This is a genomic window from Pseudomonas sp. CH61, assembly GCF_059429415.1.
The window spans coordinates 1,266,766-1,290,524 of record NZ_CM182098.1 but is presented as its reverse complement, the minus strand read 5'-3'; the positions used below and the strand labels follow the sequence as shown (position 1 = coordinate 1,290,524).

The window sequence follows — 23,759 nt, the reverse complement described above, 5'->3', positions numbered from 1 at the left end:
GGTTTTCAATCAGGCGTTTTTCTAAAAGAACGCCCGCGTGGCACGAAGATGTGCCGTTCCATCCCCGCTGCTCGGGTTAAAGGAGCTTAGATGCCGGGACAGATAAAAAAGTTGATGAAACAAAAAGTCTTAAAGCGACCCTTCGTCGCTTTATACCCCAGCGCAAACGTGGGTCATTCTCACTAAAGAATTAACCCCATCATCCAGCGCGGGGCCGATCATACCGGGGTTTGCTGAAAAACCGTGCATGAAACCCGTCGTTACTTATGGCTGTAGCACTAATTTCGTTACGTCCTTATGACAAAACGATCATTCCCTCGGTGTGACTCATTGGTTAGAACTGAACACAGGTTGACGTCGCAACGGCGTCAACACCTTGGCTCGCCACGCCGGCAGCGAGCCGCACCATGGCAGGTTACTTCTGCCAGACCTCAGTTGAGGTCAACGCGACACAAAACAGTCAACAAGTGAGGGAAACACCCTATGAGAAGACTTAAGCGTGATCCGTTGGAAAGAGCATTTTTGCGCGGATATCAATATGGCGTTGGTGGCAAATCCCGTGAGCTTTGCCCATTTACTCTACCGTCGGTACGCCAAGCCTGGATTAACGGCTGGCGAGAAGGACGCGGCGACAACTGGGACGGTATGACCGGCACTGCGGGAATCCACAGACTCAACGAACTTCACGCCGTCGGCTGACACAGGGCATTAATTCCGACACGACAATCTGAATTTGTAACGACTTACCATGCACGTCCTTCCCGGACGGCGGGCTACGGCCCAGGGGCTCCTTCGAGGAGCCCTTTTTTATGCCTGTCACATTATCTGTGCCATACACAAAACCTGTAGGAGTGAGCCTGCTCGCGATAGCGGTCTGTCAGTCGCTGATGAAGTGACCGAAAGAAAGCTATCGCGAGCAGGCTCACTCCTACAAGGGAACAGTGGTGTCTATGGATCAGCGCAGGGCGGCGATCGCGTCTACCGATTCACGGATCAGCGCCGGGCCCTTATAGATGAAACCGGAGTAGATCTGCACCAGGCTCGCACCGGCCAGAATCTTCTCTGCCGCATGCTTGCCTTCGGTGATGCCACCCGCGGCAATGATCGGCAACCGCCCAGCCAACTCACCGGCCAGCACCTTCACGGTATTGGTGCTCTTCTCACGCACCGGCGCACCGGACAAACCGCCCGCCTCGTCGCCATGTTCCATGCCTTCAACGCCAACACGGCTCAGCGTTGTGTTGGTCGCGATCACTGCGTCCATGCCGGTTTCGATCAACGCTTGAGCCACCTGCGCGGTTTCTTCATCGGTCATGTCCGGCGCGATCTTGATCGCCAGCGGCACATGTTTGCCGTGACGCAACGCCAGTTCGGCGCGGCGCGTGGCCAGATCGGCGAGCAATTGCTTGAGCGAATCGCCGAACTGCAGGCTGCGCAGGCCCGGGGTGTTCGGCGAGCTGACGTTGACCGTCACGTAGCTGGCGTGGGCGTAGACCTTGTCCAGGCAGATCAGGTAATCGTCGACCGCGCGTTCAACCGGCGTATCGAAGTTCTTGCCGATGTTGATGCCCAGCACGCCTTTGTACTTAGCGGCGGCAACGCGCGCCAAAAGGTTATCGACACCGAGGTTGTTGAAGCCCATGCGGTTGATGATCGCCTCGGCTTCCGGCAGGCGGAAAATCCGTGGTTTCGGGTTGCCCGGCTGCGGACGCGGGGTCACGGTGCCGATTTCGACAAAACCGAAACCCAGTTGCGCAAAGCCATCGATGGCCGCGCCGTTCTTGTCCAGACCGGCCGCCAGACCCACCGGGTTCGGGAATTCGAGGCCCATGACCGTCACCGGCTTCTTCGCCGGCGCCTTGCACAGCAAGCCGTTGAGGCCCAAACGCCCACCCGCGCCGATCAGATCCAGCGACAGATCGTGGGAGGTTTCCGGGGAAAGTTTGAACAACAGCTGACGGGCCAGGGTGTACATGGGCGGCGATGACTCGAGCGGCGAAAAGAGGCGGCGATTATAGCCGGGCATCGACCTGCGGCGCGAGGCACATGCGCAAATCGAGGTGACTGGCATATGCCTTGCACTTTCATCGCTATCAGCTTGCAGGCCAATGGCGGCGTGTGGGTAAGGACAATGGCGTCGTCCCGGGTTTTGCCTGCGCAAAGTCCGCGGCGACGTTTTTTTTTCGAGGTAGCGTTGGATGAATGAATCTTCAGCAGGGCCGCTGGCTTGGGTCAATGGCAGCGATGCCCCGGAAAAGACTGCAATCAACCTCGGTTTCATGGCGTTGAGCGACTGCGCATCGGTTGTCGTTGCCGCCACACAGGGCTTTGCCCAACCTTACGGACTAACGCTGAACCTGAAGCGCCAGGCCTCTTGGGCGAATCTGCGCGACAATCTGGTCAGCGGCGAACTCGACGCTGCACACGGTCTTTATGGGCTGATTTACGCGGTGCATCTGGGCATCGGCGGTGTCGCCCCGACTGAGATGGCGGTGCTGATGGGGCTGAACCAGAACGGCCAAAGCCTCAACCTCTCCCACGGTCTGCAAAACCTTGGCGTGAGCAGTCCTGAAGCGCTGGACCGCCACGTGCACCAAAGCCGCGCAAAACTCACCTTCGCGCAGACCTTCCCCACGGGCACGCACGCGATGTGGCTTTATTACTGGCTGGCAAGCCAGGGCATTCATCCGCTGCAGGATGTCGACAGCGTGGTGGTGCCGCCGCCGCAAATGGTCGCGCACCTGCAAGCCGGGCGCATCGACGGCTTTTGTGTTGGCGAACCGTGGGCGGCCAGTGCGGTGCAGCAGGATCTCGGTTTCACCCTGGCGACGAGCCAGACCATCTGGCCCGATCACCCGGAAAAAGTCCTTGGCTGCACTCGCGAATTTGTCGAGCAATACCCGAACACGGCGCGGGCGCTGGTGATGGCGATCCTTGAAGCCAGCCGCTTTATCGAAGAGAGCCCGGAAAATCGTCGCAGCACCGCGCAATTGCTCAGCGCGCCGGCGTATCTGGACGCGCCGCTTGCGTGCATCGAACCGCGTTTTCTCGGGGACTATGCCGATGGGCTGGGCAATCGTTGGCAGGATCCTCATGCGCTGCGCTTCCACGGCAACGGCGAGGTGAATCTGCCGTATCTGTCGGACGGCATGTGGTTCATGACCCAGTTCCGCCGCTGGGGCCTGCTGCGTGAGGATCCGGACTATCTCGGCGTCGCCCGGCAGGTCCAGCAACTGGCTATCTACCGCGATGCGGCAACCGCTGTCGGCGTGGCGGCGTGGGGCACCGACATGCGCAGCAGCCAGTTGCTCGACGGCAAAGTCTGGGACGGCAGCGATCCGGCCGGTTATGCGCGCAGCTTCAAGCTGCACGCGATGAGCGACGACGCTCCCCTTCTCGCCCGCCGCTGACAGGAGACCGCGAACATGTTGCGCATTCTGTTGATCAACGACACAGCGAAAAAAGTCGGGCGCCTGAAAGCCGCGCTGACTGAAGCCGGTTTCGAAGTCATCGATGAATCCGGTCTGACCATCGACCTGCCCGCGCGCGTCGAAACGGTGCGCCCGGACGTGATCCTGATCGATACCGAGTCACCGAGCCGCGATGTCATGGAGCAAGTCGTGCTGGTCAGCCGCGACCAGCCTCGGCCGATCGTGATGTTTACCGACGAGCATGATCCGGGGGTGATGCGTCAGGCGATCAAATCCGGGGTCAGTGCCTACATCGTCGAAGGCATTCACGCCCAGCGTTTGCAGCCGATTCTCGATGTGGCGATGGCGCGTTTCGAGAGTGATCAGGCCTTGCGTGCGCAGTTGCAGGCGCGAGACCTGCAATTGGCTGAGCGCAAGCGTATTGAGCTGGCCAAGGGGTTATTGATGAAGATGAAGGACTGCAATGAGGAAGAGGCTTATACCTTGATGCGGCGCCAGGCGATGAGCCGGCAGCAGAAGCTGATTCAGGTGGCGGAGCAGATTATTGCCATGAGTGAGCTGCTGGGCTGAGGTGTTCTCACCGCTGAAGAGCCCCTCACCCTAGCCCTCTCCCTGTATGTACCGGACACATGGTGGACACATGTTCGGAGACATGGTGGACGGTTTTAGATCTTCTTACCTGCCGTCACGATCTGCAAGTTCAAGTCGATTTGGGCGATACGATGTCTACTCCAGTAGACATCGTGGATGCCGTCCTCCGTCGTTTCCCGGATAGCTACTGATCTTCCGTAAAAAGCCTTTCCGACCGTGTATTCACGATTCCCCCAGTAAATCTCGCCCTTCACCTGAACCTTCCTGACCACGTCCCCTTCGTCGTACTCCGGGGCCGCAGGTTGCTCCTGATATTCCCGTGGGCTGCTGCTGTAACGAGTAGCAGGAACCTGCATGTCCAGCGCTTGATGCGGGCGCTTCTGGTTATAGATATCACGCCAGATATCAAACGCCCGTTGCGCGTCGTTGAGATCGATAAAATGCCGGTCTCGCAGGACTTCATTTTTCAGGCTGCGGTGGAAGCGTTCCAGCTTTCCTTGGGTTTGCGGATGATAAGGACGAGAGTGGCCGACCTTGATGCCTTGGCTCATCAGCCAGACCTCCAGTGCGGTATAAACGCCTGTCTGATCACCCCAAGGCGAACCGTTGTCCATCGTCATGCGCAGAGGCAGACCGTAGAGCCGAAAGGCCCGCACTAGTTGCTCCTGGACGGTTCGGCGCTGCTCATTGCCGCACGCGGCGATGCACAGCGAAAACCGTGAATGATCATCCAATATCGTCAACGGATGGCAACGCCCTTGAGCCAGGCTGATATGCCCCTTGAAGTCCATCTGCCAAAGATCATTGGGCGCTTCATGCTCGAACCGGATAAACGGTTTGATCTCAGCAGCCTTTGGATCAACGCGCGAATGACGCTGTAAAACCGCATGCACGGTACTGACCGAAGGCATCACTTTTCCGTCGTCTTCCAACATACGCTTGAGCTTGCGAGCGCCCCAAGCCGCGTACTCCTGACTCACGGTCAGAATCTGCTGCTCAACCTCTCCAGCGCAGCGTTTGGGTGACGTCTTGGGTCGTCGAGACTGATTGATCAACCCTTCCTCACCCAGGTTTTCAAACCTGTTGAGCCATTTGTAGGCAGTGCTTGGGCTGATATTGAATCGACGGCAAAGCTGCCGAACATTGGCCCCTTCCTGCCGAGCCAACAGCACGAATTCTGAACGAAGTTGCACGGTGGACACCTCTTCCCAAGACACAGGCCATCTCCTTCGCGATGAGCAATGCGTCTATTAAAATGTGTCCACCATGTCTCCGAACACCTGTCCACCATGTGTCCGGTACATACACTCCCGGAGGGAGAGGGGACCGACCGAGGGATGCTCGGAAAATACGCCGACCTGCAATTTCTTCTGTGAATCCATAATCGATTCGGTCTCTCAGGTCGATGTTTGACGCCAGACACCTCGGTCAGTCCCCTCGCGAAGTACGCCGACCTGTAGTTTTCTGCTGTGAATCCATAATCGACTCGGTCTTTCAGGTCGATGTTTAGCGCAAGACACCTCGGTCAGTCCCCTCTCCCTCCGGGAGAGGGTTAGGGTGAGGGGCTTTTGATTTTCCGGCTGTTGGCACAAATCTCGCTAAGTAAAACGCACAGGTAACCAACGGCGGTTGCCCCACCCACGACAAAGACGTCGCTCACCCGTTCGCCCAACCGGCGCATCAGGTAGCGGCGTTTTTGCGTTTTGGCCCCACAGCTCGGGGCCGGTGGTGCGGCCGTAGCGGCGCCCCACTTGCTGTTGCATGACTCCTTTCGAGACTCTTTTCAGCTGAGGTGCGCGATGAATTCAAGCTTCTGGAAATCCGGCCACACCCCGACATTGTTCGCGGCCTTCCTCTATTTCGACCTGAGCTTCATGGTCTGGTACCTGCTCGGCCCGTTGGCGGTGCAAATCGCCGCCGACCTGCACCTGACCACGCAACAACGCGGCCTCGTTGTCGCCACGCCGATCCTCGCGGGCGCAGTGCTGCGCTTTGTGATGGGCATGCTCGCCGATCGACTGTCGCCGAAAACCGCCGGGCTGATCGGTCAGGTCATCGTCATCTGCGCACTGTTCGGTGCCTGGAAAATCGGCATTCATAGCTACGAGCAGGCGCTGATATTGGGTCTGTTCCTCGGCATGGCCGGCGCCTCGTTCGCCGTCGCCCTGCCGCTGGCGTCGCAATGGTATCCGCCGCAGCATCAGGGCAAAGCCATGGGCATTGCCGGTGCGGGCAACTCCGGCACGGTGTTCGCCGCGCTGCTCGCGCCGGTGCTCGCCGCCGCGTTCGGCTGGAGCAATGTCTTCGGTTTCGCTCTGATCCCGCTGATTCTGACCCTGGTGCTGTTCGCCTGGCTGGCAAAAAACGCCCCTGAGCGGCCGAAAGCCAAAGCCATGACCGACTACTTCAAAGCCTTGGGCGACCGTGACAGTTGGTGGTTCATGTTTTTCTACAGCGTGACCTTCGGCGGCTTCATCGGTCTGGCCAGCGCCCTGCCCGGCTACTTCAACGATCAGTACGGGCTGAGCCCGGTGACCGCCGGTTACTACACCGCAGCTTGCGTGTTCGGCGGCAGTTTGATGCGGCCATTGGGTGGCGCCCTGGCTGACCGTTTCGGTGGCATCCGCACCTTGCTGGCGATGTACACCGTCGCTGCCGTCTGCATCGCTGCTGTCGGCTTCAATCTGCCAAGTTCCTACGCGGCGCTGGCACTTTTCGTCTGCACCATGCTCGGTCTGGGCGCCGGCAACGGCGCGGTGTTCCAACTGGTGCCGCAGCGTTTTCGTCTGGAGATCGGTGTCATGACCGGGCTGATCGGCATGGCCGGCGGCATCGGCGGCTTTGCCTTGGCCGCCGGCATGGGCGCGATCAAACAGAGCACCGGCAGCTATCAACTGGCACTGTGGTTGTTCGCCAGCCTTGGCGTGTTGGCGTGGTTTGGTCTGCACGGCGTCAAGCGTCGCTGGAGAACCACTTGGGGTTCGGCGGCAGTGACGGCGGCGCGGGTCTGAAGCATCGATGGCCCTGCAACTGAGTTTCGCCGAAGCCAGCGCCACCGGCCCGCGCGCGGAAAATCAGGACGCTTTGCGCCTGGTCACGCCCGCTCCGGCGCTGGCGGCGAGCAAAGGTTTTCTGTTCGCCATCGCCGACGGCGTCAGCCAGTGTGCCGATGGCGGACTGGCTGCGCGTTCGACCTTGCAGGCCTTGGCGCTCGACTATTACGCCACGCCGGAAACCTGGAGCGTGGCCCAGGCGCTGGATCGCCTGCTGCTTGCGCAAAACCGCTGGTTGCAGGCCAACGGTGGTGGGCAACCGTTGCTCACCACGGTCAGTGCCTTGGTCATGCGCGGTCGGCGTTTTACCCTCGCCCACGTCGGCGATTGCCGGGTGTATCGCTGGCACCGCGAAAGTTTGCAGCGGATCTCTGAAGATCACGTTTGGGAACAGCAAGGCATGCAGCATGTGCTCAAGCGTGCGCTGGGGCTGGATCAGCATCTGGTGCTGGACTTCCTTGACGGTGAACTGCGCGACGGCGAGTGCTTTGTTTTGCTCAGTGACGGTGTCTGGTCGACGCTGGGCGATACCGCCATTGCGGCGATTCTGCGTGATCAGCCAGATCTGCACAGCGCCGCGCAGACGCTGGTCAACGCCGCGCATCTGGCGGGGAGCCAGGACAATGCCAGTGCTTTGCTGGTGCGGGTCGATGCTGTCGGTGAGACGAGTATTGGTGATGCGCTGATTCATCTGCAGCAATGGCCACTGCCTCCAGCGCTGAAATCCGGGCAGCACTTTGAAGGCTGGCAGGTGCAAGAGATTGTTGCTCAGAGTCAGCAATCGCTGCTCTATCGAGTGCTGGATGGTCAGGGTCAGAGGTGGTTGCTGAAAACCCTGCCCACGCGCTCCGCTGATGATTCCTACGCCGGGCAAGCGCTGTTGTCCGAAGAATGGTTCCTGAAACGTGTGGCCGGACGGCATTTTCCTGAAGTCCATGCGTGCAGCCAGCGTCAGCATTTGTACTACGTGATGCGCGAATACTCCGGGGCAACGCTCGCTCAGTTGTTTCAACAGCCCGGCCCATTGCCGCTGGCGCAGTGGCAGGACATCGCCGAGCGCCTGTTGCGTGCGGTCGGGCTGCTGCATCGGCGGCAGATCCTGCACCGCGATATCAAACCGGAAAATCTGCACGTGGGTGACGATGGCGAACTGCGCCTGCTGGATTTTGGCCTGGCGTATTGTCCGGGATTGTCCGAAGACGCGCCGTCAACGTTGCCGGGAACGCCCAGCTACATCGCCCCGGAAGCGTTTCGCGGGGATCCGCCGAGTGCGCAACAGGATTTGTATGCAGTCGGCGTGACCCTGTACTTCCTGCTCACCGGGCATTATCCCTATGGCGAGATCGAAGCATTTCAGCGGCCGCGATTTGCTGTGGCAGTAAGCGCCAGTCGCTATCGGCCGGATCTGCCGGAATGGCTGGCGCAGAGTCTGGAGCGTGGGGTGGCGGCTGATCCGCAGTTGCGCTTTGAAACGGCTGAGGAATGGTTGTTGGTGTTGGAACAGGGCGAGCGGCGCAGTTTGAGCGTGCGGCCCAGACCATTATTGGAGCGTGAGCCGTTGAAGGTCTGGCGGACGATGGCGTTGGTGGCTCTGTTGGGAAATCTGGTGCTGCTGATTTTGTTGTTTCATCACTGACACCGCGTCGCGGCCATCGCGAGCAGGCTCACTCCTACAATTTGAAATGCGTTCCCCTGTAGGAGTGAGCCTGCTCGCGATGACGTCAGCCCATTCACCAGAAATCCATCTACCTGAGCGCCCCACGAACGAGCAACCCGCCTCGATTCAGTGCAAAAAATCCCCCTCAAAAACTGCTAAATCCCAATAAACACGCCATTCCCCCACTTGGCACAACCACTGCATTACCTCTACCAACACACACATAAAGCCCAACCTTCAACGACGAAGGCTGCGCTTCCCGAGAGAACGGGACCAGGACAAAGGCGTCCTCGCTAGGCAACTAGCGGGACGCCTTTTTTTGTTTGCGCAAAATTTCTCGAGCAAGGCCTGACTGCCCACAAGAGGCCAGCCGCAGCTCCCCGGAGAACCTGATGAAAAAACTCAAACTGGTGATGATCGGCAATGGCATGGCCGGGGTCCGCACCCTCGAAGAACTGCTCAAGCTGAGTAACGAGCTGTACGACATCACGGTCTTCGGCGCCGAACCGCACACCAACTACAACCGCATCCTGCTGTCACCGGTGCTGGCCGGTGAGCAGACCTTCGAGGAGATCGTGCTCAACGACCTCGACTGGTACCTGGAAAACCACATCAAGTTGCTGCTCAACCGCAAAGTGGTGGAGATCGACCGGGTCAAACGCCGGGTGATCGCCGAGGACGGCACCGAAGCCGAATACGATCGCCTGCTGATCGCCACCGGTTCGACGCCGTTTATTCTGCCGATCCCCGGCAACACCTTGCACGGGGTGATCGGTTACCGCGACATCGCCGACACCCAAGCCATGATCGACACCGCGAAAACCCACAAACACGCGGTGGTCATCGGTGGCGGTCTGCTCGGTCTCGAAGCCGCCAATGGCCTGATGCTGCGCGGTATGCACGTCACCGTGGTGCATATCGGCGAATGGCTGCTGGAACGGCAACTGGACAAAACCAGCGGTCAACTGCTGCAAAGCGCCCTCGAATCCCGTGGTTTGCACTTCCGTCTGTGCGAACAGACCCAAGCCCTGCACGACGCTGGCAATGGCCGGGTCGGCTCGGTGCAATTCAAGAACGGCGACATCATCCCCGCCGACTTGGTGGTAATGGCCGCCGGCATTCGCCCCAACACCGAACTGGCGGAAAAGGCCGGCATCCCGTGCAATCGCGGGATTCTGGTCAACGACACCCTGCAAACCTACGACCCGCGTATTTATGCCATCGGCGAGTGCGCCAGCCATCGCGGGATTGCCTACGGTCTGGTCGCGCCGCTGTTCGAACAGGCCAAGGTTTGCGCCAACCACCTCGCACAATTGGGTTTCGCCCGTTATCAGGGCTCAGTAACCTCGACCAAATTGAAAGTCACCGGCATCGACCTGTTTTCCGCTGGCGACTTCATGGGCGGCGAAGGCACCGAGACCATCACCCTCTCCGACCCGATCGGTGGCGTGTACAAAAAACTGGTGATCAAGGATGACGTGCTGGTCGGCGCCTGTCTGTACGGCGATACGGCAGATGGCGGTTGGTATTTCCGCCAGATTCGTGAGAATCACGCCATCGGCGAGATCCGCGATCACCTCATGTTTGGAGAAAATGCGTTAGGCGACGTAGGACATCAGGGCCAGGACAAAGCCATGGTCATGGCCGACACCGCCGAAGTCTGCGGCTGCAACGGCGTGTGCAAAGGCACCATCGTCAAAGCCATTCAGGAACACGGCCTGTTCAGCGTTGATGAGGTGAAGAAACACACCAAAGCCGCGAGCTCCTGCGGCTCCTGTGCCGGCCTGGTCGAGCAGATCCTGATCAACACCGTCGGTGGTGCGGCGGACGTCAAACCGAAAAGCGAAAAGGCCATCTGCGGTTGCAGCGACCTCAACCACGGGCAGATCCGTCAGGCCATCCGCGAGCAACATCTGCTGACCATCGCCGGCACCCTGAGCTACCTCAACTGGCGCACCCCGAACGGCTGCGCAACCTGCCGCCCTGCCCTCAACTATTACCTGATTTCCACTTGGCCCGGCGAAGCCAAGGACGATCCGCAATCGCGCCTGATCAACGAACGTGCACACGCCAACATCCAGAAGGACGGCACGTACTCGGTGGTACCACGCATGTGGGGCGGCGTGACCAATCCTTCGGAACTGCGGCGAATTGCCGATGTGGCTGACAAGTATCAGGTGCCGATGGTCAAGGTCACCGGCGGCCAGCGCATCGACTTGCTCGGCATCAAGAAGCAGGATCTGCCCGGCGTCTGGAAAGATCTCGACATGCCGTCCGGCCACGCCTACGGCAAATCCATCCGCACGGTAAAAACCTGCGTCGGCAGTGAGTTCTGCCGCTTCGGCACGCAAAATTCGACGCAACTGGGCATCGAGCTTGAGCACGACCTGTTCAACATGTGGTCGCCACACAAAGTGAAACTCGCCGTCTCCGGATGCCCACGCAACTGCTCGGAAGCGGGGATCAAAGACGTAGGAATCATCGGCGTCGACTCCGGCTGGGAGATGTACATCGGCGGCAACGGCGGGATCAAAACCGAAGTCGCCGAATTCTTCGTCAAGCTGAAAACTGCCGAGGAAGTGCGCGAATACAACGGTGCGTTCCTGCAGCTGTATCGCGAAGAAGCCTTCTACCTCGAACGCACCGTGCACTACCTGCAACGGGTCGGCATGGAGCACATCAAGAAAGCCGTGCTGGAAGATCCCGAGCGCCGCAAAGCCTTGAACGAGCGCCTGCAATTCTCCCTGTCGTTCGAACAGGATCCGTGGAAAGAACGCTTGGCGCAGCCGCAACTGAAGAAAGAATTCGATGTGATCCCTGTGAAAAACCTGGAGGTGCCGGCATGAACTGGCTGGATATCTGTGCTCTCGAAGAGATCAACGCCCTCGGCTCGCGGATCATTGCCGGACCAAAAGGTGACATCGCGATTTTTCGTACAAGTGACGATGAGGTTTTCGCCCTCGACGACCGCTGCCCACACAAGGGCGGGCCGTTGTCACAAGGTTTGATCTACGGCAAACGCGTGGCCTGTCCGCTGCACAATTGGCAAATCGACCTCGAATCTGGCGAAGCGCAAGCGCCAGACATCGGTTGCGCGCACCATCACCCGGCGCGGGTCGAAAACGGTCGTGTGCAACTGGCCCTGCGGGACGCCATCTGATGAACCGCCAGACGACCGCCTCGACCTGCTGTTATTGCGGGGTCGGCTGCGGCGTTCTGATCGAGCATGACGGCGAGCGCATCCTCGGCGTCAGCGGCGATCCGGCGCACCCGGCCAACTTCGGCAAACTGTGCAGCAAAGGCTCGACCCTGCACCTGACCGGCGACCTCACGGCCCGCGCGCTGTACCCGGAACTGCGTCTGGGCAAAGGCCTGGCGCGCAGCCGCACGGACTGGGACACGGCAATGGAACACGCCGCCAACGTGTTCGCCGAAACCATCGCCGAACACGGCCCGGACAGCGTGGCGTTCTATATCTCCGGACAGTTGCTGACCGAGGACTATTACGCCTTCAACAAGCTGGCACGGGCACTGGTCGGTACCAACAACATCGACAGCAATTCACGCCTGTGCATGTCTTCAGCCGTGGTCGGCTACAAGCGCAGCCTCGGCGCCGACGCCCCGCCTTGCAGTTATGAGGACCTGGAACTCAGCGATTGCGTGATGATTGTCGGCAGTAACATGGCCTACGCCCATCCGGTACTTTTTCGTCGGCTGGAAGAAGCAAAATCTCGCCGCCCGCAGATGAAAGTCATCGTCATTGATCCACGGCGCACCGACACTTGCGACCTTGCCGATTTGCACCTGGCGATTCTGCCCGGTACCGATGTCGCTTTGTTTCATGGGATTTTGCATCTGTTGTTGTGGGAAGACTGGATCGACCGCGATTTCGTCAAAGCGCACACCGATGGCCTCGCCGAACTGAAAAGTCTGGTGCGCGATTACACCCCGCAAATGGTTTCGCAGTTATGCGGCATCAGCGTCGAGCAATTGCAGCAGTGCGCCGAATGGGTCGGCACTTCGCCGAGTTTTTTGTCGCTGTGGTGCATGGGATTGAACCAGTCCACGGCTGGCAGCGCGAAAAACAGTGCACTGATCAATCTGCACTTGGCCACCGGGCAAATCGGCCGTCCGGGTGCAGGACCTTTCTCCCTCACTGGTCAGCCAAATGCCATGGGCGGACGCGAAACCGGCAGTTTGTCGAACTTGTTGCCGGGGCATCGAGACGCAGCCAACCCTGAACACCGCGCTGAAGTGGCGGCTTATTGGGGTGTGGATCAACTGCCGGAAAGCACTGGTCTCAGCGCCATCGAACTGTTCGAGCAAGTGCGCAGCGGCAAGATCAAAGCGTTGTGGATCGCCTGCACCAACCCTGCGCAATCGATGCCGGATCAGAGTGCGGTGCGCGCGGCGCTGGAAGCCTGCCCGTTTGTGCTGTTGCAGGAGGCTTTTCGCACCACCGAAACCGCTGCGTTCGCCGATCTGCTGCTGCCTGCTGCCAGTTGGGGCGAGAAGGAAGGCTCGGTAACCAATTCCGAGCGACGCATTTCCCACGTGCGCAAAGCCATCCTCCCACCGGGCGAAGCGCGGCCGGATTGGGCGATTACGGTAGATTTCGCACAACGTCTGGAGAAACGTCTGCGTCCCGCTGAATCGAGCCTGTTTACGTTCAAGCAACCTGCGCAGTTATTCGATGAATTCAAAGGGCTGACGCATGGCCGCGATCTGGATATGTCCGGGATCAGTCATGCGCTGATCGACCAGATCGGACCGCAGCAATGGCCCTTCCCTGCCGGCGCGCGGCAAGGAACGCCACGCCTGTACGAGGATGGGATTTTCCCAACCGCCAACGGACGCGCTCAGTTCATCGCAGATCCTTATCGCGCCGCCAAAGAACAGCGTGATGCCCGCTTTCCACTGACATTGATCACTGGACGTCTGCGTGATCAATGGCACGGTATGAGCCGCACCGGCACGGCGGCGCAACTGTTCGGGCATGTCAGCGAAGCGGTGTTGAGCTTGCACCCGGACGAACTGCGCAGGCATCGCTTGCAGCCGGGAGATCTGGTCAACCTTAAAAGTCGTCGCGACGCAGTGATCGTCGCGGTTGGCAGCGACGACAGCGTACGTCCGGGACAGGCGTTTCTGCCGATGCACTGGGGTGACCGTTTTCTCAAGGGCGGTGTGAACAGCCTGACCCTGCCGGCCTTCGATCCATTGTCGAAACAACCGGAACTGAAACACAGCGGTGTGCGCCTGGAGCCGGTCAATCTGCCGTGGCAGCTTTTCGCGCTCATTGAGGGCGATGTTCAACGGCATTTCGAGGCCCTACGACCGCTCTGTGAGGCATTTTCCTACGTGAGTCTCAGCCTTGTCGGACGTGAACGATCGGCATTGCTGATACGCGCAGCCAGCAGTGAGGCGCCGGATGCGCAATTGCTCAGTGAAATCGACCGATGCCTGTCACTGATCGACGGCCCGGTACTGGCTTACGACGATCCACGTCGGGCCATTGGCAAGCGCGTACGCATTGAAAACGGCCGAATCACCGCGATTCGCCTGGCCGGCGAAACCCTCGCCCGGCATTGGCTGCAAGGGTTGTGGCTGGAGGGGCGTGCGGACGAACAACTGCGGCGCTGGTTGTTGGCACCGATGAGTGCTCCGCCGGGCAGTGCCGGGGCGCAGATCGCTGCGGATAAAACCCTGTGCAACTGCAAGAACGTCAGCCTCAACGCGGTCTGCGCCGGCATTCGCCAGGGGCTGGATCTGCAAGGCTTGAAAAACAATCTGGGCTGCGGCACCCAATGCGGCTCCTGTGTCCCGGAAATAAAACGCTTGCTGGCTGCCGATGTGCAGCCAGTCGCCGTCATCTGATGAGGAAAACACCATGAACGCAAAAGTCTGGCTGGTGGGTGCAGGTCCTGGTGATCCCGAATTATTGACCCTCAAAGCGGTGCGCGCCCTGCGCGAAGCCGATGTGGTGCTGATCGATGATCTGGTCAACGACGCGGTGCTCGAACACTGCCCTGGCGCCCGCATCATTGCGGTGGGTAAACGCGGTGGTTGCCGTTCCACGCCGCAGGCATTTATCCATCGGTTGATGCTGCGCTATGCCCGCCATGGCAAGTGTGTGGTGCGGCTCAAGGGCGGCGATCCGTGCATTTTCGGCCGTGGCGGTGAAGAGGCGCAGTGGTTGCGTGAACGTGGCGTTGAGGTGGAGTTGGTCAATGGCATTACCGCCGGGCTCGCTGGGGCGACGCAGTGCGATATTCCGCTGACGTTACGCGGTGTGGCGCGCGGGGTGACACTGGTGACTGCGCATACTCAGGACGATAGTCAGTTGAACTGGCAGGCGCTGGCGCAGGGCGGTACGACGCTGGTGGTTTATATGGGCGTGGCCAAGCTGGGCGAGATTCGTGATCAGTTGCTGGCGGGCGGGATGTCGGCGGATACGCCGGTGGCGATGATCGAGAATGCATCGTTGCCAGAGCAGCGCGAATGCCGTAGTGATCTGATGAGCATGAGCGATGACGCAGGAATTTTCGGATTGAAAAGCCCGGCGATTCTGGTGATCGGGGCTGTGGCGGCTGTTGTTGAAGATCAACGGATCGCAGCCTGCGGCAGCTCCTACAGGACGCATGCAGATTTCATGTAGGAGCTGCCGCAGGCTGCGATCTTTTAAAGCTGCAAAGCCAAATCGCAGGCAAAGAAAAGCCCGGCCTAAGCCGGGCTTTTCTCAGAGCGGCAGCTAATTACTTAGCTTGAGCTTCAACCTGCGCTTCTACGCGACGGTTTACAGCGCGGCCAGCTTCAGTTTTGTTGTCAGCAACTGGGCGGGATTCGCCGTAGCCAACAGACTGAACGCGGGACGATTCAACACCGTACTGGTTGGTCAGAACTTGCTTAACGGCGTTTGCACGACGCTCGGACAGTTTCTGGTTGTAAGCGTCAGGACCGACGGAGTCAGTGTGACCTTCAACAGTAGTGGTGGTGGATGGGTACTGCTTCATGAAGTCAGCCAGGTTCTTGATGTCGCCGTAGCTGTTGGTTTTAACAACAGATTTGTCGAAATCGAACTTAACGTCCAGCTCAACACGAACAACTTCAGCAACTGCTGGGCAGCCGTCAGCGTCAACAGTTACGTTGGCTGGGGTGTCCGGGCACTTGTCAACGTTGTCGCAAACGCCATCGTTGTCGCTGTCGGAGCAGACTTCAGCTGGTGCTGGAACTGGAGCAGCAGCAGGCTTGGAGCCGCCACCGAAGTTCACACCGATACCAACGCTAGGAGCCCACTCGGTGTCGCCCTGGTCGATGTTGTACTGAGCTTCAACGCCAGCACGGGCGTAGAAGTTCTCGGTGAAGTACAGCTTGGCACCAGCGCCCAGGTTGGCGAAGGTGGAGCGGTCACGACCGCCGGAACCGTTCTGACCGATGCTCTGATCGGAGAAACCAGCCGATACGTATGGACGCAGCATGTCGCCTGGGTTGTTGAAGTGGTACAGAGCGTCCAGAGCGGTGTTAGCGCCCTTGATGTTACGACCGTCGTCGGAACGCACGTTGTGCACTTCGTCGTAGCCCAGACGCAGTTCAACGTCGTCGGTCAGGAAGTAACCGATCGAGCCGCCGAACAGGTTGCCGTTGTTCTTGAAGTTACGAGCGCTGTCGAATTGTTCTTTCTTTGCGAAGCCTTCGATTTCAACTGCGCCTTGGCCTTGTGCCAGAGCGCCGAACGAAGTGGCGGCAATCAGAGAACCAATGGCCAAGCCCAAGGTGTTTTTCAGTTTCATCCGTTAAATCCCCATCTGGTGATTGTGAAGCAGTCCCGCAAACCGGGGGACAACTCGGCGGCAAGTCTATCAGAACTTGCCTACACGTAAGAGATATTTGCGCTGAACTAAGTTTCAGCAATGCCTGCAAATTTCTCACGCAATTTATCTAGAGCACGTTTGTAACGCATTTTTGTCGCACTCAAACCCATGTGCATGATGTCTGCGATCTCCTGAAATTCCAGCTCTGCGACAAATCGAAGCACCAGAATTTCACGGTCAATCGGGTTCACATACACCAGCCAGCGATCAAGCCCGCCCTTCTCCTCGGGTTTCGGCGCCTTTTCTTCGGACGCTTCCTCGAGGGGGTCAAGACTCAATGCGTCCATCAAGCGACGCTTTCGCCGTTCCTTCCGATACTGCGTAATACATTCGTTGTACGTGATGCTGTAGAGCCACGTTTTGAACTTCGATTTCCCCTCGAAGTTCTTCAGGCCATACAGCACCTTCAACATGACTTCCTGACAGACATCGTCTGCGTCGCGATCGTTCCCAAGATATCTCGCACAAACGTTAAATAATGTTCGCTGGTAACGCCGCATCAGTTCTTCATAAGCGCGCGTTACGTGAAAAAGCTCGGTATGCGAGCGCGCGACCAACTCCTCATCAGAGAGCTCGCGGGGGTCGTAGCGCGTGGATAGCGTTTGGGCTTTATTCAAAACAAGTCGTGCCGACAGTCAGGTCAATGTCCACCGCAACCAGCATCAGCTGGCATTTTGCGGCGGCATACATTAGCAGGGTTTGCCGGATTAGCGGCTACTCACATGCTGTTCCAGCAGGATCCGATTGGAAAGAGAGACTAGCTCACCCTCATCGGTCAGCAATGTGGTTTTCACCGTGCCGATCTCCTCGATCTGCCCTTCGACCTCGCCAACACGCACTTGTTGCCCAACCTGATACAACTCACGCACATAGATTCCCGCAAGAATCTGACCGGCAATTTCCCGGCTTCCCAAACCCATGGCCAGCGCAACGGCCAGACCAACGGTAATCAATACGATGACAATCACATGGTTCAGCAGGTCGGTCTTGACCTCAAGCTGGCTGATCGCAACCGAGATACTGATGATGATCACCAGCCCTTGCGCAATTCGCCCCAGCCCCGAAGCGTAGTCCAGGCCTACGCCTTCTGCCGCCCCGCGCACCAGTCCGTTGGCCAGTTGCGCGAGCAAAACACCTACCAGCAACACCAGCGCCGCGCCGAATACTTTCGGCAAATAGAGCGCCAACATATCCAGCGTAGCTGAAACTCGCTCAAGGCCAAGTGATTCTGCTGCCGAAACCAGAAAAATCAGCAGAACGAACCAGTAGACGATCTTGCCGATCAGGGTCGAGATCGGAACCTGCAGCCCCGCACGCGACATCAATTTGGTCAGGCCGGTGCCGCCCATCAAGCGATCGAGGCCGAGTTTGGCGAGCAGCTTGGAGAGCAAGGTATCGAGCAGCTTGGCCACGACGAAACCCAACAGCAGCACGACCAGTGCGCCGAACAGGTTCGGGATGAAGTTGGCTACTTTGGTCCACAACGCAGTCATTGCAGTGACGAGGCTCTGAGTCCAGAGGTCGAGTTCCATATTCAATCAGCCTTATCAGCAGTGCGAGCGGTAGGTTTACGAAGACGGGAAACCGGCGAGACATGGGCCGAGCCGTTATTCAGGGCGATCATCAGCGCGGGCAGCCAGCGGCCCAGCAGGCTGAACAGATCACCGGCGCCGACCTGGCGGTTGGCGGTTTTGAGTACGCGGCCCAGGCAGGCATCGTCGTCGCGGCTGGACGGCGAGGCGTTGAGCATGTCGCGCAAAGACTGTTCAAACGGATCGTGCATACGCACCTCTCGTGATGTCTGTGAAAGACGCGGGCAGATTTGGTCGGGTCACATGCGCCATGTTCAGACCCAGCGCAAACGACGGAATAACCACCACTGACCGAAGGCCAGGGCGAGCACCGTCAAGCAGGCGATCAGGAAACCATAAGGGCTGCTGGAGAATGGAATTCCGCCAACGTTGATGCCCAGCAGACCGGTGATGAAACTCATCGGTAAAAAGATGCAGGTGATGATCCCGAAGCGGTACATCGTGCGATTCATGCGCTCGCTCAAACGCCGGTCTTCAGCCTCCAGCACAAGCCCCACGCGCTCTCGGGTCAATTCGAGCTCTTCGAGATAGCGGGTCAGGCTGTTGTTCAATTCGTTCCAGTAATCGGCATCGTCATCGACAAACCACGGCAGTTTTATCCGTGTGAGTTGTCCGAAAATATCCCGCTGCGGCGCAAGAAAACGCTTCAGCCCGGCAGCTCTGCGACGGATGTGCAAAATGGCGCCATGCTCAGGGGTATACCGTTCGTCGGCATCCATCTTTTCTTCTTCCTCGTCGGCGATTTCCGAGAGGCAAGTGACCAGATCCTGCACCTTGTTGGTGAGGAACTGCGCCAGATAAAGGATCAGTTCAGAGGCCGTTTTCGGGCCCTTGCCGTCGGCCAATTGCACCAACAGCTCATCAGTGGCACGCAAAGGGCGCAAACGCAGGGAAATCACCCGCTGGGCGGAGGCGAAAATCCGCACCGAGACCATGTCTTCCGGCTCGGCGCCCGGATTCAGATTGACTCCGCGCAAAAACAGCAGCAGCTCGGAATCGGGCAACGGCAACAGACGCGGACGCGTGTTTTCTTCCAGCAGCAGATCGCAGGTGAATTCGTTGAGACCGCTGGATTTGCGCAGCCAGGTCTGGGTTTGCGGATGGCTGCGATCCCAGTGCAGCCACAGGCTTTCATGGGCCTGCAGCTGCAAATCGTCGAGCTCAGTCCGGGCTATCGAACGCGCACCGCCTTTTCCGTCCAGCACCAGGGCATGCACCAGCCCCCATTGCGCGTTTTCTTCCTCGAACATCCGCATCCCTTTGTCGAAAGCTTATTCAGGCATCTTCAGCGGACTCGGCGAGACGATCACGCCGTTGTTGTCCGCATAAATGTACTGGCCCGGGTGGAACGTCACACCGGCGAAAGTCACCGGCACGTTGAGGTCGCCGATACCACGTTTTTCGGTTTTCATCGGATGGCTGGCCAGCGCCTGCACGCCCAGATCGGTTTGCGCGATTACATCGACGTCACGGATGCAGCCATAGATCACCAGCCCTTCCCAGCCGTTTTTAGCGGCTTTCTCGGCAATCATGTCACCCAACAGCGCGCGACGCAGCGAACCGCCGCCATCGACCACCAGCACCTTGCCGTTGCCTTTGAGTTCGGCTTGTTCCTTGACCAGCGAGTTGTCTTCGAAGCATTTGATGGTCACGATTTCGCCGCCGAACGAATCACGGCCGCCGAAATTGCTGAACATCGGTTCCAGCACCTGCACCAGCTCCGGATAGGCGTCGCACAGGTCAGGCGTAAGGTAATGGTTCATCGAAAAACTCCTGTAACAAGGAAGACGATCAAGGATGACGCATTCTGTTGAGACGATCTCCGGCGGTCGCTGTTTACCTTAGTCCATCCCATGGTCGCTGAACGAACCTGAACAAACCCTGAAACGTAATAGCTAAACAGCCACCAAAAATGACCAGAACCGCACAATGCGTCATATCTTAGCCGCAAGCCAACCCGAACGAAATGCCCTTTTCTGGGCCTGCCTCTCAGACCGCAGCAGCCAGATCCGGCTTCTCGCCCAGCAATGGCGTGTGCTGATCGTTCAACCAGCGCGCCACCAACGGCCACACCTCGGTTTGCGCCGCTTTGCTCACCAACATCTCGACATGGCCGAAATTATCGTTGAAGCCCTGCTCGCGGCCCAGATTGATGAACTGCTTGTGCTCCGAGCCGATCTGCTCGAACAACTTGCGACAGGCCCACGCTGGATCCTGATGATCCCCGGCCGCAGTCACCGCCAGCACTGGCACTTGAACATCGGCCAGTCCCGCCCACCAATCCTTGTCCTTGTCGCCAAAACGGCCGAACAAGCCGTACCAACGCATGCTTTCCAGCGCCAGACCGATCGGCTCATCTTCCGGGCCACGCTTGAGCCGCGAACCCGACAGCTGCGCGAAGCGCTTGAGAATAAAGCGCCCGCTCCACTCCACCGGCGGGATTTTCAGCGGCCAGTACGTGCGACTGACCTGCGTGCCGAAAAACGCCGCAGAGGCAACTGCCGGCTCGCCGAGGTATTCGCCACCGAGCGCGGCGGCCAGGGTGATGCCGCCCAGCGAATGGCCGATCCAGTGCGGAATCTGCCCGCTCTGCTCACGCACGAATGCGGCAATCGCCGGCAGATCGTAACGGGCATAGTCGGCGACACGGTTGCGCCGGTATTCCTCGTTGCGCTGCGACAGGCCGTGGCCGCGCATCTCCGGAATCCACACGTCGAACCCCAGTCGCGTCAGATACGCGCCCAGGCCCAGGCCTTTGGGTGAGAACCAGAAGCGCCGATTGGAAAAACTGCCGTGCAGCAGAATCACCGGCACACCGCGAGGCGCCGAGGCATCGGCCATGCCCAACCGGGTCACAGCGATTTCCACGGACCAGTCGGGACTGTTGCCGGGTTTCAGTCGATACACGTCTTCGCTCAGATCGCCGCGCCGTTCGGCGCTGATCAGGGCGACAGGAAACAGGTTGCTGCTGCTTTGCATAATGCTCTTGCACAAAAAAGGGCGGCATCCGGAGACCCCGCCCTGTTTGAATCATAAGGAGCCGAATCGTGTAGGAGTGAGCCTGCTCGCGATGGCGGTGTGTCATTCGAATCAATGCTGACTGTCATGACGCTATCGCGAGCAGGCTCACTCCTACAGGGAGACGCGGCCCGTTCACATCTTGATCAAGCCGGGGCTTGGCCTTCGGCGAGGAAGAACCAGGTTTCCAGCACGGTATCCGGGTTCAGCGACACGCTTTCGATGCCCTGTTCCATCAGCCACTTGGCCAGATCCGGGTGGTCCGAAGGACCCTGACCGCAGATGCCGATGTACTTGCCGGCCTTGTTGCACGCGGCAATCGCGTTGGCCAAGAGCTTCTTGACCGCCGGATTACGCTCGTCGAACAGGTGCGCGATGATACCGGAATCGCGGTCCAGGCCCAGCGTCAGCTGAGTCAGGTCGTTGGAACCGATCGAGAAACCGTCGAAGAATTCGAGGAATTCTTCAGCGAGGATCGCGTTGGAAGGCAGTTCGCACATCATGATCACGCGCAGACCGTTCTCGCCGCGCTTCAAGCCGTTTTCGGCGAGCAGATCGACAACCTGGCTGGCTTCGCCCAGAGTACGGACGAACGGCACCATGATTTCAACGTTGGTCAGGCCCATCTCGTTGCGCACACGTTTCAGCGCGCGGCATTCGAGCTCGAAGCAGTCGCGGAACGATTCGCTGATGTAACGCGAAGCGCCACGGAAGCCCAGCATCGGGTTCTCTTCTTCCGGCTCGTAGAGCTTGCCGCCGATCAGGTTGGCGTATTCGTTGGACTTGAAGTCCGACAGACGCACGATGACTTTTTTCGGCGTGAACGCTGCAGCCAGGGTGCTGATGCCTTCCACCAGTTTGTCGACGTAGAAGTCGACCGGGTCGTTGTAACCGGCGATGCGCTTGTCGACGCTGTCCTTGATTTCCTGTGGCAGACCGTCGTAGTTCAACAGCGCTTTCGGGTGGACGCCGATCATGCGGTTGATGATGAATTCCAGACGGGCCAGGCCGACACCGGCGTTCGGCAGCTGCGCGAAGTCAAAAGCGCGGTCCGGGTTGCCAACGTTCATCATGATCTTGAACGGCAGCTCCGGCATGGCATCGACGGAGTTCTTCTTGATGTCGAAGCCCAGCTCGCCTTCGAAGATGTAACCGGTGTCGCCTTCGGCGCAGGACACGGTCACGCCCTGGCCATCCTTCAGCAATTGGGTGGCGTTGCCGCAACCAACCACAGCCGGAATACCCAGCTCGCGAGCGATGATCGCTGCGTGGCAAGTACGGCCGCCACGGTTGGTGACGATGGCGCTGGCGCGCTTCATCACCGGTTCCCAGTCCGGGTCGGTCATGTCGGAAACGAGTACGTCGCCCGGCTGGACTTTGTCCATCTCGGAGACATCCTTGATGATGCGCACTTTACCGGCGCCGATGCGCTGGCCAATGGCGCGACCTTCAACCAGCACGGTGCCGGTTTCTTTCAGCAGGTAACGTTCCATGACGTTGGCCTGGGTGCGGCTTTTCACGGTTTCCGGACGGGCCTGCACGATGTACAGCTTGCCGTCGTCACCGTCCTTGGCCCACTCGATGTCCATCGGGCAGCCGTAGTGCTTTTCGATGATCATCGCTTGCTTGGCCAGCTCGCTGACTTCAGCGTCGGACAGGCAGAAACGCGCACGATCAGCCTTGTCGACATCGATGGTCTTGACCGAACGACCGGCCTTGGCCTCGTCGCCGTAGATCATCTTGATGGCTTTGCTGCCGAGGTTGCGACGCAGGATCGCCGGACGACCGGCCTCCAGCGTGCCCTTGTGTACATAGAACTCGTCCGGGTTGACCGCGCCTTGTACGACGGTTTCGCCCAGACCGTAGGCGCCGGTGATGAACACCACGTCACGGAAACCGGATTCGGTATCAAGGGTGAACATCACGCCGGCAGTGCCGGTTTCCGAACGCACCATACGCTGCACGCCGGCCGACAGGGCGACCAGTTTGTGGTCGAAGCCCTGGTGCACGCGGTAGGAAATCGCACGGTCGTTGAACAGCGAAGCGAACACCTCTTTGGCGGCGCGGATAACGTTTTCCACACCACGGATGTTCAGGAAGGTTTCCTGCTGACCGGCGAAGGATGCATCCGGCAAGTCTTCGGCGGTGGCGGAAGAACGCACGGCCACGGCCACGTCAGGGTTGCCAGCCGACAGCGCGGCGAACGCGGTGCGGATCTCGGCATTCAGTTTTTCGGGGAATTCGGCTTCCATGATCCATTGACGGATCTGTGCGCCGGTTTTGGCCAGGGCGTTGACGTCATCGACGTCGAGCGCATCGAGGGCCGCGTGGATCTGGTCGTTGAGGCCGCTCAGTTCGAGGAAATCACGATAAGCCTGAGCCGTCGTGGCGAAGCCGCCGGGGACCGAAACACCGGCGCCTGCCAGGTTACTGATCATCTCGCCCAGGGATGCGTTCTTGCCCCCCACATGCTCAACATCGTGTTTGCCGAGCTTATCGAGGGAAACTACGTACTCTACCAAGGTGATCTCTCCACTAACTGTGTTGGA

19 protein-coding genes are annotated in these 23,759 nt (G+C 59.1%); 9 read left to right on the top strand and 10 right to left on the bottom strand.

The features are described 5' to 3' along the window. Positions 1 to 483: 483 nt before the first annotated feature. A complete protein-coding gene (gene rmf, locus AC5SEM_RS05885; RefSeq protein ID WP_003223300.1) occupies positions 484 to 699 on the top strand; it encodes a ribosome modulation factor in 216 nt (71 codons plus the stop codon). A 256-nt stretch (positions 700 to 955) separates the two neighbouring features. On the opposite strand, the gene AC5SEM_RS05880 is transcribed toward rmf, so the two are convergent. Beyond that, the gene (locus AC5SEM_RS05880) at positions 956 to 1,975 is read right to left on the bottom strand and encodes a quinone-dependent dihydroorotate dehydrogenase (protein ID WP_034152862.1); all 1,020 of its coding nucleotides are present in this window, start codon (positions 1,973 to 1,975) and stop codon (positions 956 to 958) included. Between the two features lie 223 nt (positions 1,976 to 2,198). On the opposite strand from AC5SEM_RS05880, the gene AC5SEM_RS05875 reads away from it, so the two are divergent. After that, the gene (locus AC5SEM_RS05875) at positions 2,199 to 3,410 is read left to right on the top strand and encodes a CmpA/NrtA family ABC transporter substrate-binding protein (protein WP_495472363.1); all 1,212 of its coding nucleotides are present in this window, start codon (positions 2,199 to 2,201) and stop codon (positions 3,408 to 3,410) included. Positions 3,411 to 3,425: 15 nt separating this feature from the next. Beyond that, complete coding sequence (locus AC5SEM_RS05870; protein ID WP_038365449.1) at positions 3,426 to 4,001, top strand: ANTAR domain-containing response regulator; 576 nt, start codon at positions 3,426 to 3,428, stop codon at positions 3,999 to 4,001. 95 nt (positions 4,002 to 4,096) lie between these two features. On the opposite strand, the gene AC5SEM_RS05865 is transcribed toward AC5SEM_RS05870, so the two are convergent. Beyond that, a complete protein-coding gene (locus AC5SEM_RS05865) occupies positions 4,097 to 5,239 on the bottom strand; it encodes an IS481 family transposase (RefSeq protein ID WP_495472362.1) in 1,143 nt (380 codons plus the stop codon). Between the two features lie 582 nt (positions 5,240 to 5,821). On the opposite strand from AC5SEM_RS05865, the gene AC5SEM_RS05860 reads away from it, so the two are divergent. From AC5SEM_RS05860 to cobA, 6 genes are all read left to right on the top strand, one after another. After that, complete coding sequence (locus AC5SEM_RS05860; protein WP_095120053.1) at positions 5,822 to 7,033, top strand: nitrate/nitrite transporter; 1,212 nt, start codon at positions 5,822 to 5,824, stop codon at positions 7,031 to 7,033. 7 nt (positions 7,034 to 7,040) lie between these two features. Then, a complete protein-coding gene (locus AC5SEM_RS05855; RefSeq protein ID WP_495472361.1) occupies positions 7,041 to 8,711 on the top strand; it encodes a bifunctional protein-serine/threonine kinase/phosphatase in 1,671 nt (556 codons plus the stop codon). Positions 8,712 to 9,124: 413 nt separating this feature from the next. Continuing rightward, positions 9,125 to 11,578, top strand: coding sequence for a nitrite reductase large subunit NirB (gene nirB / locus AC5SEM_RS05850; protein ID WP_495472360.1), 2,454 nt, complete (start codon positions 9,125 to 9,127; stop codon positions 11,576 to 11,578). Next, positions 11,575 to 11,892, top strand: coding sequence for a nitrite reductase small subunit NirD (nirD, locus tag AC5SEM_RS05845; RefSeq protein ID WP_053118721.1), 318 nt, complete (start codon positions 11,575 to 11,577; stop codon positions 11,890 to 11,892). Before nirB ends, nirD begins: the two co-directional genes overlap by 4 nt. Beyond that, the gene (locus AC5SEM_RS05840; protein ID WP_495472359.1) at positions 11,892 to 14,606 is read left to right on the top strand and encodes a nitrate reductase; all 2,715 of its coding nucleotides are present in this window, start codon (positions 11,892 to 11,894) and stop codon (positions 14,604 to 14,606) included. Before nirD ends, AC5SEM_RS05840 begins: the two co-directional genes overlap by 1 nt. A 13-nt stretch (positions 14,607 to 14,619) precedes the next feature. Further along, a complete protein-coding gene (gene cobA / locus AC5SEM_RS05835; protein WP_495472358.1) occupies positions 14,620 to 15,387 on the top strand; it encodes a uroporphyrinogen-III C-methyltransferase in 768 nt (255 codons plus the stop codon). A 97-nt stretch (positions 15,388 to 15,484) separates the two neighbouring features. Here the strand turns inward: cobA and AC5SEM_RS05830 are convergent, their stop codons facing one another. From AC5SEM_RS05830 to ppsA, 8 genes are all read right to left on the bottom strand, one after another. Further along, positions 15,485 to 16,519 carry an OmpA family protein gene (locus AC5SEM_RS05830; RefSeq protein ID WP_077571830.1) on the bottom strand — a complete coding sequence of 345 codons (1,035 nt, stop codon included), beginning with the start codon at positions 16,517 to 16,519 and terminating at the stop codon, positions 15,485 to 15,487. A gap of 107 nt (positions 16,520 to 16,626) precedes the next feature. Next, complete coding sequence (gene sigX, locus AC5SEM_RS05825; RefSeq protein WP_011333251.1) at positions 16,627 to 17,217, bottom strand: RNA polymerase sigma factor SigX; 591 nt, start codon at positions 17,215 to 17,217, stop codon at positions 16,627 to 16,629. Positions 17,218 to 17,307: 90 nt separating this feature from the next. Continuing rightward, positions 17,308 to 18,132, bottom strand: coding sequence for a mechanosensitive ion channel family protein (locus AC5SEM_RS05820; RefSeq protein WP_007916401.1), 825 nt, complete (start codon positions 18,130 to 18,132; stop codon positions 17,308 to 17,310). Between the two features lie 2 nt (positions 18,133 to 18,134). Beyond that, entirely contained in the window at positions 18,135 to 18,383 is a 249-nt protein-coding gene (locus tag AC5SEM_RS05815) for a hypothetical protein (protein WP_008076827.1), read from the bottom strand. A gap of 63 nt (positions 18,384 to 18,446) precedes the next feature. After that, entirely contained in the window at positions 18,447 to 19,442 is a 996-nt protein-coding gene (locus AC5SEM_RS05810; protein WP_077571829.1) for a zinc transporter ZntB, read from the bottom strand. 21 nt (positions 19,443 to 19,463) lie between these two features. Next, positions 19,464 to 19,955 (bottom strand): ribonuclease E activity regulator RraA, encoded by a 492-nt coding sequence (gene rraA, locus AC5SEM_RS05805; protein ID WP_034152872.1) that lies wholly within the window; start codon positions 19,953 to 19,955, stop codon positions 19,464 to 19,466. A gap of 226 nt (positions 19,956 to 20,181) precedes the next feature. Beyond that, positions 20,182 to 21,171, bottom strand: coding sequence for an alpha/beta fold hydrolase (locus tag AC5SEM_RS05800; RefSeq protein WP_077571827.1), 990 nt, complete (start codon positions 21,169 to 21,171; stop codon positions 20,182 to 20,184). A 185-nt stretch (positions 21,172 to 21,356) separates the two neighbouring features. Next, positions 21,357 to 23,732, bottom strand: coding sequence for a phosphoenolpyruvate synthase (gene ppsA / locus AC5SEM_RS05795; protein WP_016985585.1), 2,376 nt, complete (start codon positions 23,730 to 23,732; stop codon positions 21,357 to 21,359). Between the last annotated feature and the right edge of the window lie 27 nt (positions 23,733 to 23,759).